This is a genomic window from Paenibacillus sp. FSL K6-1122 (genome assembly GCF_037977015.1).
Taxonomy (GTDB): Bacteria; Bacillota; Bacilli; order Paenibacillales; family Paenibacillaceae; genus Paenibacillus; species Paenibacillus amylolyticus.
In genome coordinates this window covers 277505-290224 of record NZ_CP150272.1, presented here as the reverse complement: position 1 = coordinate 290224, position 12720 = coordinate 277505, and the positions used below count along the sequence as shown (strand labels likewise).

Annotated in this window: 8 protein-coding genes and 1 riboswitch; of the genes, 5 read left to right on the top strand and 3 right to left on the bottom strand. The window is 45.0% G+C overall.

The window, feature by feature from the left end; all coding sequences use genetic code 11:
• Window positions 1-22: 22 nt before the first annotated feature.
• Window positions 23-1951 (bottom strand): beta-glucoside-specific PTS transporter subunit IIABC, encoded by a 1929-nt coding sequence (locus NSQ20_RS01295; protein ID WP_340031661.1) that lies wholly within the window; start codon window positions 1949-1951, stop codon window positions 23-25.
• Between the two features lie 139 nt (window positions 1952-2090).
• Window positions 2091-2936, bottom strand: coding sequence for a PRD domain-containing protein (locus NSQ20_RS01290; protein ID WP_340031660.1), 846 nt, complete (start codon window positions 2934-2936; stop codon window positions 2091-2093).
• 312 nt (window positions 2937-3248) lie between these two features.
• Here NSQ20_RS01290 and udk point away from each other — a divergent pair, with 312 nt between their 5' ends.
• From udk to NSQ20_RS01270, 4 genes are all read left to right on the top strand, one after another.
• Window positions 3249-3881, top strand: a complete 633-nt coding sequence (gene udk, locus NSQ20_RS01285; protein WP_017691162.1) for a uridine kinase — start codon at window positions 3249-3251, stop codon at window positions 3879-3881.
• Between the two features lie 111 nt (window positions 3882-3992).
• Window positions 3993-4322, top strand: a complete 330-nt coding sequence (gene csaA, locus NSQ20_RS01280) for a chaperone CsaA (protein WP_062837691.1) — start codon at window positions 3993-3995, stop codon at window positions 4320-4322.
• A gap of 334 nt (window positions 4323-4656) precedes the next feature.
• Window positions 4657-5937 carry an S-layer homology domain-containing protein gene (locus tag NSQ20_RS01275; protein WP_340031659.1) on the top strand — a complete coding sequence of 427 codons (1281 nt, stop codon included), beginning with the start codon at window positions 4657-4659 and terminating at the stop codon, window positions 5935-5937.
• Between the two features lie 478 nt (window positions 5938-6415).
• On the top strand, window positions 6416-9319 hold the full coding sequence (locus NSQ20_RS01270) for a DUF5704 domain-containing protein (RefSeq protein ID WP_340031657.1): 2904 nt from the start codon (window positions 6416-6418) through the stop codon (window positions 9317-9319).
• Between the two features lie 691 nt (window positions 9320-10010).
• A riboswitch (cobalamin riboswitch) is annotated at window positions 10011-10204 on the bottom strand.
• Window positions 10205-10281: 77 nt separating this feature from the next.
• On the opposite strand, the gene NSQ20_RS01265 is transcribed toward NSQ20_RS01270, so the two are convergent.
• Window positions 10282-11109 carry an AraC family transcriptional regulator gene (locus NSQ20_RS01265; protein WP_091038719.1) on the bottom strand — a complete coding sequence of 276 codons (828 nt, stop codon included), beginning with the start codon at window positions 11107-11109 and terminating at the stop codon, window positions 10282-10284.
• A gap of 203 nt (window positions 11110-11312) precedes the next feature.
• On the opposite strand from NSQ20_RS01265, the gene NSQ20_RS01260 reads away from it, so the two are divergent.
• Complete coding sequence (locus NSQ20_RS01260; RefSeq protein ID WP_036616368.1) at window positions 11313-12614, top strand: alpha-glucosidase/alpha-galactosidase; 1302 nt, start codon at window positions 11313-11315, stop codon at window positions 12612-12614.
• Window positions 12615-12720: the final 106 nt, after the last annotated feature.

Sequence of the window (12720 nt, the reverse complement as noted above, 5' to 3'; positions counted from 1 at the left end):
CCAATGAAAAGATGAACAGTTCTTACGGAATCAGCTTGATCAAAGGTTCACTCTCCCGGATCGGGCCGCTGGTCGCTGTAGTCAGCACATCTCCGTACTGTTGCATGTTGGTTACCACAATCGATGTAATGGTGTTATAACCTGCTGACGTAATGCCCTTCGGATCAAACTCCACTAATAAATCCCCAGCCGTGATTGTCTGTCCCTGTTCGATATGGGCGTTAAAATATTTCCCTTTCAGACTGACGGTATCCACTCCGATATGAATCAGGATCTCGACACCATTCGCAGCTTTCAATCCGATAGCATGTTTGGTGCGATAAAGCGCTTCGACTACCCCGTCAAATGGAGCATATACCTTGCCATCTGTCGGAACGATTGCAATGCCTTTACCCATCAATTCTTGGGCAAACGCTTGATCCTCCACTTCAGAGATCGGTTTGATCTCCCCTGTCATTGGACTAACGATAAGCATGTCAGAAGACGTGGATGTCAGTGATGATACGGACGCTGTAGTTGCCTCTGTGGCAACGGCTGTCTGATTGCTATTTACTTTATTCGTAGCTTGTTGCTTCGATTTATTTCCATCTGTATCTTCCTTGATGCCCGCCAACAGCGTGAACACAAACCCGAGTACAACTGCGGCAACACAACCAATAACGACATACATGTAACGATCCGATGAATACGTGCCAATTGCCAATACACCTGGAAGTGAAATTGCATTCGCTGTTGTATGCACCAAGCTGTAGAATCCACCAACTAATCCTCCTGCCAGACAACCTGCGAAAAACGGACGTTTGTATTTCAGCGTTACACCATAGATCGCGGGCTCGGTAATCCCGAACAACGCGGTGAATCCACTCGAAGCAGCTGCTGATTTCATCGTTTTACTCTTCGTCAGTACAAACACACCGAAGGCTGCTCCAGCCTGAGCCAAATTTGCTGCCAGTGCCGTTGGTAACAGCACGGTTGCGCCCAGTGTAGCCACTTGTTGAACCTGAATAGGCATGATGGCATAGTGCATACCGAACATAACCATGATCGGTTTGAAAAATCCAAGAATCGCACCAGCAAGAACACCTGCAGTGGAGAACAATGAGTTAATGCCATTCGTCAACCAGTCACCGATATATGAACCTACTGGGCCAAGCACGATCAGTTCCACTGGAATCATAATGAACAAAACAATCATTGGGGTAAGCAGGACCTGTAGAAACTTGGGAATCACTCGATTGACGATCGGATACACATAACTCATAATCCATACCGCCAAAATGATTGGAATGACGGAAGAGGAATATTTCATCAATAGAATCGGCATGCCGAGAAAATCAATACTATTTACACCCGTCTCAGCAATCTGAGCCGCAGCGTTCAAAATGGTTGGATGCATTAGTCCCGCAGCAAGAGCTACCGCCAAATAGGGATTGGTTTTGAAACGGTTTGCTGCACTGACAGCCAGGAAAAACGGCATGAAGTAGAAAATGCAGTCCCCGATCATGTTAATGATTGTCAGGAAACCGGAGCCTTCTAGGTAACCCATGGCAGTTATAACGGTAGCCAAACATTTGATCATCCCGCAACCAACAAGTGCTGGCAGAACAGGCGTGAATATACCTGCGATGGTTTCAAGCACTACGTTGACGGGGTTACGTCTCTTTTTCGGCCCACTGTCTGTAGACTCTGTAAGCTCGCCAATCTTGTCAGAAGTTAGATTCTTCACTTCACTATATACCGCGTCTACTTTGGCACCGATAACAACCTGAACCTGTCCACCGGAATTTTGTGCCTTGAGCACGCCTTCGAGCTGATCCAGTGCCTTGAGGTCTGCTTTGTTATCATCCTTCAATACGAATCTCAAACGGGTTGCACAGTGTGTCAGACCCGATATATTTTGCTCGCCGCCAACGAGATCAAGTACGTTTTTAGCCAAGTCTTTGTTGTTCATGACCCTTCTCCTCTATATGAATAAATTGGATATATAAAAAATGACCAAGCCGGGGAATCGTCATTCCCTACGCTTGGTCATGCCTGATCGAATCAGTAACAGTCCAATATGGATTATTCGGTTAGTTCCTTCATTAGGTTCATTCCGTTGGTTCATTCGAAATCAATCGTTGAATATGCAAGATCAAATATAACTTTTCATCATCAGAACAGGTCCAACCATAATTATTTTTCAGGAAATCAGCAATCTTCTCCACACAAGCGAGTTCCTTCGGAAACTTCTCCTTCACCATCAGGAACAGAGATTCATTCTCATCCTTGAGCGACTTACCGCTCATCTGCCTCAGAATGAAATACCGGATATGTGTGGCAAAGCGCATGAAATGGATGGAATCCTCCTGAAAGTCAATTTTGAGCGCATATTTGATCACGGACAGGATCTCGCCCGTAACTGTAGTCACCTTAGTGGTATCCGTCATCTCTCCAGAGCCCACCTGTGCATTAACAAAATGCAGAGCAATCAGTGTTGTTTCAGCTGTTGGCAGAGCGATATCCGTTTTTTCTTGAATCAGCTTCAGCGCAGCCTCCCCCACCCGGGTCTCGTCCGGATAGAGTGTCCGCACTTCCCATTCAAGTGGATTTTTGATACGGATGCCTTCTCTGGTTCGGGTTAATGCAAAACTGATATGGTCGGACAGGGTGAGAAGCAGATTCGGGTTAAATGTTTTATTCAGGATCTGACTGCCCAGCTTGATGACTTCCTCCGCGAGATAAATATCATCAATCGGAATGCTGTTCAGCAGGTCATACATACGGATGTTCTTTGGTGCTACAAATATTTTTTCCACCAAGTCCGTCTCCGTCAGCTCGTAAGGCGTTTTCAGAAATCCTACCCCTTTACCTACGACAAAAACCTCTTCGTTATGTTCATTAATAGCGATGGCTACGTTATTGTTTACCTTCTTGATAACCTTCAATGTTCTCACCCCCCAACAAAAATAAAAAAAGACCGAAAGCGATTACAGTAAAGCAATCGAATTCGGTCATGCCTGGTTTCCCCAGTAACAGTCCGTGTTATGAATATAAGTTTATTATAGTGCTGTTTTCGAAAAAGTCAATCATCCAATCTTAGGGAAACATGGCTCTGCAAAGCAGATGAAAAAAACAAAGCGCTGTGGTACAATGAAGGAATTGTGTATTCACAGACAGACATGTGGGTAAAGGTGCTGAATCGATTGTGGATCAGTGCCCTTTATTCATGATTATGCTGCCATTCTAGGGAGGCTTATGGAACAACCATGCTCATCATTGGTATCGCCGGAGGAACCGGCTCCGGTAAAACGACGGTAGCTCGCTCCGTTATAGACCGTCTGGGATCAGGTAAGGTTACGTTTATATCCCAAGACAATTATTACAAAGACCAGTCGCAGCTCACACCTGAGCAACGCCGACTCACCAATTACGATCACCCGTTTGCATTCGATAATGATCTGTTGATTGAGCATCTCACCCTGTTGAAAAAAGGCCAAGCGGCGTATGCCCCCGTATATGACTTCACCATAGATAACCGTGCTGCCAATGAGACGGTTGAACTGGCACCGAACCATATTGTCATTGTAGAAGGATTGCATGTGCTGATTGATGAACATCTTCGCAGTCTGATGGACATTAAAGTATTTGTTGATACTGATTCCGATGTTCGGATTCTACGGAGAGTCCTGCGGGATATTGAAGAACGCGGACGCACGATCCAATCCGTGTACAAACAATATCTCGAAACGGTAAAACCAATGCACGATGCTTTTATCGAGCCATCCAAAAAGTATGCCGATATCATTATTCCAGAAGGCGGACATAATGAAGTAGGTATTCAGATGTTATCCATCCTCACCGAGAAATACCTCACCGGAGAGAATTGGAACGGCGCTTAGTTTGTTTCAAAGCAACACAATAGAAATCCAGGTTACGATACAGCGTAATCTGGATTTTTTGTTGATTTTTCATTTATAATAATCCCCAATAGTTGAAAGGAGATCTCCCCTATGGCTACTTTTGAAGAGTTCATGCAGCATGACATCCGGGTTGGTACTGTGGTGGAAGCCGAACCCTTCCCCAAGGCTCGCATTCCCGCTATTAAAATGACGATCGACTTCGGACCACTTGGCCTGAAACGTTCCAGTGCTCAAATTACCCAGCGATACACGCCTGACATGATCATTGGCAAACAGGTCGTTGCTGTAGTTAATTTTCCACCTCGGCGGATTGCCGGTTTTGTCTCTGAAGTACTTGTGCTGGGCGGCGTGCCTGGTGAAGGCGATGTTGTCTTGCTCACACCGGATAGTCCATTACCTAATGGAACACCGATAGCCTGACTTTATTTTGAGTAAGAAGAATATGGGCTTTTCAAATGTTTGGAAATCGAGTATTCTTGATTTATTGATTGTTGATGGAATTACATATGTTGGAGACCTTAAAGCATAAGGCTATGAATCTACGGATTCGTGGCCTTTTTTTGTGTTTTTTTGAGGAAGTATAGGTCTGGAGAAGTAGTAAGGGTTGAGCAGAGAGGAGGAGTTTTGTTGATAAATCATACCAACAGCCTAGTTATACATGGTAGAATATTGATTATTATTACAAATTTAGTATCTAGCAGCCTGAAAAGTACATATCAAGGAGAGAAATTCACAATTGAGAGGAGTAAGATTCATGAGAAAAATGATGATTTCCGGCGTAACGGCATTGGCTTTATTAACAGGGGGTATCGTAGGTTTTGGAGGTGTTGGGAGTTCTGTAGAAGCCGCACAAGCTACAACTAAATTCAAGGACGTTTCAGCTACACACTGGGCATCTTCAGCGATTAATTTGGCCGTAGAACAGGGGTATTTCAAGGGGTATGCCGACGGGACTTTTAAACCCAGCTCACCGGTCACCAAAGCTGAAATGGCAAGTATCCTGGGACGTCTATCCTATCACCCTAATGCATCGACACAAGAACAAAACAATTTCACGGACATACCCGAGTGGGCAAAAAGCGGTGTCTCTACTGCTATTGCAAAAGGTTTTATCAGCCCTTCTAATTACAAGGGTAAACTGGATGCACAGGGCGCTCTTCAACGAGGTGAAATGGCTACATGGCTGACGCAAGGACTAACCGTGGTTGATCCTGAGTACAAACAAGCACTCTCTGATGTGACAAACACCGTTGTGCCTGCAAAGGAATATTTCACAGGTAAACTCGCAAGCGCTCAAAAAAATGCAGTAGCCGTTGCCCTGGGAACAGGACTTATGAGTGTGGCAAACGATAAAACATTTGGCGTTGATCGTACCACCACTCGGGCGGAAGTTGCTGTATTGATCGCCCGTTATGCAGCAGTTTCCAAGACAAAACCTGCCGATTTTCAGGGTCTGAATGAGCTGCGGGCGGTGGGTTTGACGGGGACGAATTTGAATATTATTGCGCCATCGTACAAAAAAACACCTGAGAAAAAGGTTAATCCTAACATTGAATATGATTCTGTAACAGAGGATTTTTCAAAAATAAGAAATAAAAATCTCGTAACACTAACAAATTATTCCGATCTCAAAATCCACAATTGGATTGTTGTTAGTCCTTATGCAGTAGGAGCAAAACGGAGCATTTATTATCCCGTATTTGTTGATGAAGGAGTTATTACAACTTTACGAGGTGCCTATCACTCATTTGTCGAATTTGAATTAAATATTAAAAGTTCATCTATGAATCAGTTACAAGCTGGAAGTCTATTAAACTCAAGTGCTGTTGATCCTCTTCTTTCCCCAAAAACAAAAACTAGTGCTTCATTCGGAATACCGACTAATATTGAATATCTAAGGAATAAAGGATTTTTCACTGTCAAAGATCCTGTATTCTGGGGAGATGGACTACTACATTTCGATAAAGCTCTGATTTCTGCAATTACCCTCACAACTAAAGAGGGAGTTACATTTAGTGTAATCGATGATAAATAAGGATGGGATTATTTTGGCATTAAAAAGTAATTTAAGTCGCTTTCTTTTAGCAGCCTTTACAATAAGTGCATTATTAGCCCCCTTTTCAACGATTGAAGCTGGCGGAGGGCCAGGCACTAAAGAAGAAGTTAAACCATTTCACATGGAACCCTCAGGACCAGCAAAGTCCCAGAAGAAAGTTATTCCTCTTGAAGGAGAAGCAAAAACAAATCTTGGTATCTATATCTTTCAACTCGATAATTTGGATTGGAGGGTAGAAGGTCAGTGTAACGGCATTGATTTACTTAATGATAGTTCAACTAACCTACCTAGATCATCCAGAGTATGTGTAAAATTAGATCTCGATAAAGATGTATACAAACCAACAGAGTACAAAGATAAAAACAATGAGCAGCCCCCTTCATCTACAATAACTGAAAGATCAAAGAAACCGCACTACATGGACAACACTAGCTATTATAGAATTGGAGATCCAATTTTGATTTCTGTAGATGAATTCGATGGATTGAGCACCAAATTCCAAATGCAAGTTGGGGGCGCAATCGCCCCTACTGCATCAAGAGAGTATAATCCTCCGAAATGGTCAGCGGACTATATTTTCAGAACTGATCTTTATTGGAAGGCATTGGCTGAAATAACCAAAGAGATCAATCTTACCGCTGGCGGGCAACTTAGCTTGAACCAGTCCAAACAATTGAATGCAACGGTCAAAACCAAAAACGGAGATGGAAACTTTGGAGCGGAGACCAATGTAAACACCGGTAGCGGTGGTACAACTACATGGGAATCATCCAATCCTGGTGTCGCTACCGTTAGTAACTCCGGAGTAGTCCAAGCCGTCAGCAGAGGAACAACAACCATCACCGTACTGTGGAAGAAAGATGGATTTCAGTTAACTACCACTACAAACATTGGTGTTGAAGAGAACCCAGGTACTGGCGAGGGCGACGGTAACGGGGGCGGTGGTGGTGGTTGCACGCCAACGATTGGACCACCTTCTGCTGGAACCATCATGAGCATGAATGATCTCGATCCAAATGCCAACGGTGTTATTAAGTCAGATAACAGAGATAATGAGACATTCAATGTGTTAAGAGGAATCCCTACTTCCGAGTCACTCTACACAAATGCCTTTGCTGACAATTATCTGTTTAAACAAGCTTGGGCGAAAATGAGCGGTAAAGTTACATACAACTGTAATGTCACAATCTCGTACGACAGAGAGTGGACAGTACCTGGACCAGAGGAATGTGATGATGATGGTTGTACACCAGGGCCACCTGTACCCGCGAACGACACGGTACCCAAGCCATACAACTTCCAGATCACAAGAGACTACTCCTACTGGAAAATTAACAATCTGGAAGTATACAAGATCGCTAAAGCAACCATGAATAATTACGCTTTGCCCGGTGAGACCGTTACGATGAATCCAACAGGATACACACCACCAACACTAGAGTCTAAAAATGATGAATCCGTAGAAAGCCATGTACGACCAGGGCAAACCACTTCAATCTCATATACTCCACCCAAATTAACAGGTGGTTTGAACCAACCTCCCAGTGTGCCAGATGATACATCACGGTTAAAAGGGATGGCTGAGTCCAACACACCTCAAAGTAAAGTGAATAATGATCTAGTAAAATTCAATAGCACAACCATTATGAATGATGTGGAAGCAACCAAAGATGGACCAACGCCATCCAATATTCCTAATCCAACAACGATTGGGCGTGATGTGCTGTACAAACCGGGTAATATGATCAGCAATTCCCTGCTGAATAAAGCAAACACCACAAGCTCTGGTGAGATCTATTATGATTTGCTACCGGGTAACGTGAATGGCGGTGCCAATAAAATATTACCGATTAACGGCATCAACACGGTCACCGTACACACCCCTGTCGTCAACTACGCCTGGGTATCGGATGATCAGCCGCATAATCAGAAAACCGTACCAGACCCAACCAGTGCTGCACTCATTCTGGAACGTCCGTTCATTGTGCGAATTCCCACATCGGGACAGCACTTGGACGCAGCGAGTTATCCCGGTTATGGAAATCGGGACTATGCCAAATATTTTCGAATCAAACAGGTGCAATTCCCATTTGATGTCTATAACGCAGATCGGAGTCAGTTTTTCCCTGCCAAAACATGGGTGGATATTCCGGTCAATCAACTGGACACCACATTCTATCTCCCTGTATGGGTAGACGAAGGCAAATACCATATTGTATTCCGCAATATTGCAGAGAATGCACCTGCAAACTTTACCGAACAACAGGATGCCAATACCAATCTGGCACATCATGTTGCAGCAGACACCGTACCGGTAGATGTTATCGGAAGGTTATATGATTTTCACGTCACTGATATCTCTGATTACAACTGGGAAAGTGTATTTCGCAAGCGGTTGGGTAGTCCCGAACCAACGGGCTATAGCTACTGGACCGGGATGAATAGCATTGATGGTGATCCGCGAGGTAACCTGGCTCCATTTGTATTGCCCATTCGACCGGGAAGCCACCCGGTACAGGGATTTGCTAACGCAACTGTGAAGACAGGGTACCATTTCAAGTTTGATCTGAAGACCAAGGGCAATATGTTTGGCAAACAGGATGGTATTCGAATTACACCCACTTTTGCTTTTGTGAGTAAAGACGGGTCCTCCCATCAAGAAGTGGATCTGTACTACCATCGCGGTCAGGAACGCCTGATCCGTATCGGATCGGTGCAGGATCTGGAGAAACGCTTTGTTGTCCTGAACTCACGTCTTCGAAATGTGCCCGGCACAGAGTTAGGCGATACAGCGCGTTACCAGTACACTTATGAACTGTCAGCTGAAGAACGTAATCAGCGTACGTTGGCAGAATATATGGTTCGCCTAGTCGATCAGACATCTCATCAAAAAACATGGGTAGGTCGTTATGACTGGATGATCCTTTCCGCTCCGATTAGGACACTCATTGGACCTAAAACGGACATTCCTTCCGGGGTCAACGCGGACCGAGCCAATGCAGCAATCCAGCGTTGGTACGGGGAGTACAGCTTGCCGGCCGATGTATATGCCGTACCAAAAGGGACGGATCTCGAACCCCTCGCCCGACAAAATCAGCTGGATGAGAAATCGAAGATTTTTCTAAAGAATGGTTATATCGTAGTCAACTTCAACATGGAGAGCCTGCGGAATGGAAATACAGAGGCGCCCCATCTGCAATACATTCATGCACCACTGATGAATCAATGGCAGATGGAAGGTTTCAACAAAAAACCAACAGACACTCGAGGCAGAACCTGGCCTCTGAAGGATGGCGATATTGTCTTTTACCATGCTGATCAGTCCAGCCGGAATGACTTCCAATCCCAAGTACCGCACTAGTTTGAATCTCTCATGTCAGCACGACTGGCTAAGCATATGTAGCCAACTACATGTGGACAGAAGAGTCTATATGCGGAGTGCCTCTCCAAAATAAGACTGAATATCTGTATACCGACAATCACCCAATGAAGCAATCAATAAATATATGATGAAATAGACTTGAGGGGCAGATAAAATACTATGCAGCCTTCACAAAACTACGGTGTACTCAATGACATAGGTGAACTGCACGACATAAGATGAAGCATTCACAAGCTATTGCTGTATCACGTTCCAACTACAAACAACATACCTGTTATACAACAAAAGGGTTACCCTGAAAGTCATCTATGGACTTCTGGGGTAACCCTTCTTGCATCATTCTCATTTTATAACCTTACTTAGACTATTAAGAAAACCCGCACATCCGTATTATCCTGACAGACTTTCTCCAGGAGACAGGTAGGTTAGCAGGAACGTTAGGAACATGATGCCGAACAATACGGCAACCAGTTGTACTAATCGTTTCACGATATATCTGCTCAAGTGATCAAACGTCCTTCCCCACAACTTTATGTATGTGCCATGATGTTCTTCGTCCATAACAAAAAAAGCGTCCCTCTCCGTATTAGTGAATGAGAACGCCTTAAATAAACAGATTTTCAGAAAAAATCATGCTCTCTAAAAACCTTCCTATCTCCCGTAGGGTACTACTGTGTTTGTTAAAACTGGCAGGTCTCCTGGCTCCAGAATCATCGTCACTTGCAGCTCCTTCCCGGCTTACACCAGTGGATTATCGCTACTTGACTCCTCTGTTACAGTGGCGAGACCGCGCCGGTATTACACCGGACTTCCCTATTAAGCTTTCACCCTGACGGGCAAAGCACCAAGTTCCACATATTCAATTACACTTCTGTATCAGAATAGCGGGACGACGATTAATGATCAAAACTTTTCTTTTAAATTTGAAGCAATAGGTGCATCTAATCTCGATTTCTCGAACCCTTTGGAGACACACCCGTCACTCGCTTGAACATCTTGGAAAACAGTAATGGGTCTGTATAGCCGACAGAATGGGCCACTTCGCTGACCGACAGCCCTGGATTCTGAAGAAGTTCGGCAGCCCGATTCATACGATACTCCAGGAAAAAGGACTGTAGCGACATGCCATATCGCTCTTTGAACAATCCCGATAGATACGTGCGATCCAGCCCCACAGCTTGGGCAATATCCAGAATGGAAGTTCGCTGGCTGTACCTGTTCTCCATAAACTGCACCGCCTGCCGGATGTACGTCTCTTTGTTCGAAAGGAGTTGCCCTATTTCTTCCTTCACAGGCGAAGAAGAGATTAATTCTGCCACCAAGCGATACAAGAGACTCTGATTCATCACATCGCCTCCTGGACGCGTAGAAGCCTGGACCAACTCCGTATACAACTGTTCCATCGTATTTGTATCCTGGGCATCATATATCGGACGCTCCGGGCTTAATTGGGCACGTTGCATGAATGCTTTGGCTTGTACGCCTTTAAAACCAAACCACGAATACGTCCAGGGCTCCTGCGGATCTGCCTCATAATGAATAAGTGTGTCCGGGAGAATGACAAAACCCTGTCCCTCGCTAAGTTTGTATTCCTGATCCCCCATGTACACGGTGCCCCGTCCTTCATGGATGTAGTGCACAATGTAAGAATCACGTACACCCGGTCCCCAATAATGCGCAGGGTCACATGACTCCCACCCAAAAAACAACAACATCAGCTCCATCTGTGTCCAGCCTGCGGGAACCACATTCATCTCAATGCGACTCATTTTTCGCCCTCCATCCTGACTTCGTTCCGCTTACCTCTTCATTTAGTCCATTTATATTATAACAGCTAAAGTGCTTCCATATTAGTTGAAAGCGGGAACAAAAATGGGATTATGACATGTTTTAAAGGGGTTGAGCCATAGTTATATGTGCCGAATCGGCCTATAGTTGGGGTACAACATTTTTCAGGGAGGCTGAACTTAAGATGAACAAAATTACTTTTCTCGGTGCAGGCAGCACCGTCTTTGTTAAAAATGTATTGGGTGATGTCATGATGACCGAAGCACTGCAAGATTTTGAATTAGCATTGTTCGATATCGATGCTGAACGTTTGAGCGACTCAGAGCGATTACTAACCAGTCTGGCCCGTTCACTCGGAAGTCGTTGCGTTGTGAACGTATATCATGACCGCAAAGAAGCGCTGCGCGGGGCCAAATATGTCATCAACGCTATCCAGGTCGGTGGATATGATCCATGTACCATTACGGACTTCGAGATTCCGAAGAAATACGGATTGCGTCAAACGATTGCAGATACACTCGGTATCGGCGGAATTTTCCGTAATCTGCGGACGATTCCGGTTATGCTGGATTTTGCCCGGGATATGCAGGAAGTATGTCCGGATGCGTGGTTCCTGAACTACACCAACCCGATGGCCGTGCTTACCAACGTCATGAATGTGCATGGTGGGATCAAAACGGTAGGATTGTGTCATAGTGTGCAGGTATGTGTACCGCATCTGTTTGATGCACTGGGGATCGATCAGACAGGTGTCGTGGCTAAGATTGCAGGGATCAACCACATGGCGTGGCTGCTCGAAGTTACCAAAGACGGGCAGGATCTGTACCCCGAGATTAAACGTCTGGCGAAGGAAAAACAGAAGGAACAGCATGACGACATGGTTCGTTTTGAGTTGATGCAGCGATTTGGCTATTATGTAACAGAATCCTCCGAACACAATGCTGAGTACCACCCTTACTTCATCAAGCGGAATTACCCGGAGCTGATTGAACGCTTCAACATTCCACTGGATGAGTATCCACGTCGCTGTGTGAACCAGATTGAGGGCTGGAAAGAAATGCGTACCAAGCTGTTTGCCAGCGAAAATATTGAACATACCCGCAGCCGTGAATACGCATCGCATATTATCGAAGCGATGGAGACAAATAACCCGTACAAGATTGGCGGCAACGTCATGAACAACGGACTGATTACGAACCTGCCTCGTGAAGCATGTGTCGAGGTACCTTGTTTGGTGGATGGATCAGGAATCAGCCCTACGTATATTGGGGATCTGCCTCCACAACTCGCGGCATTGAACCGGACAAACATCAACACGCAACTGCTGACGATTGAAGCAGCAATCACTGGCAAAAAAGAACATATCTATCATGCCGCGATGCTTGATCCACACACGGCTGCCGAACTGTCTATCGATGACATCGTAGCGATGTGTGATGAGTTGATTGAGGCTCACGGCGACTGGTTGCCAAAATACACGTCATAATATAAAAGCACCGTTTCCTTTGCAGCTAAAGGGGACGGTGTTTTGTTCTTTCCATAGCGCTTACCCGCTGAATGGTGCATCACATCATTGTTAATAAATGTCCCGC

Bases quoted from the DNA above. Each gene is read 5' to 3' on its own strand.
- NSQ20_RS01260 (WP_036616368.1), top strand. From the start codon at position 11,313: ATGAACAAAATTACTTTTCTCGGTGCAGGCAGCACCGTCTTTGTTAAA.
- NSQ20_RS01265 (WP_091038719.1), bottom strand. From the start codon at position 11,109: ATGAGTCGCATTGAGATGAATGTGGTTCCCGCAGGCTGGACACAGATG.
- NSQ20_RS01275 (WP_340031659.1), top strand. From the start codon at position 4,657: ATGAGAAAAATGATGATTTCCGGCGTAACGGCATTGGCTTTATTAACA.
- udk (WP_017691162.1), top strand. From the start codon at position 3,249: ATGCTCATCATTGGTATCGCCGGAGGAACCGGCTCCGGTAAAACGACG.
- csaA (WP_062837691.1), top strand. From the start codon at position 3,993: ATGGCTACTTTTGAAGAGTTCATGCAGCATGACATCCGGGTTGGTACT.
- NSQ20_RS01295 (WP_340031661.1), bottom strand. From the start codon at position 1,951: ATGAACAACAAAGACTTGGCTAAAAACGTACTTGATCTCGTTGGCGGC.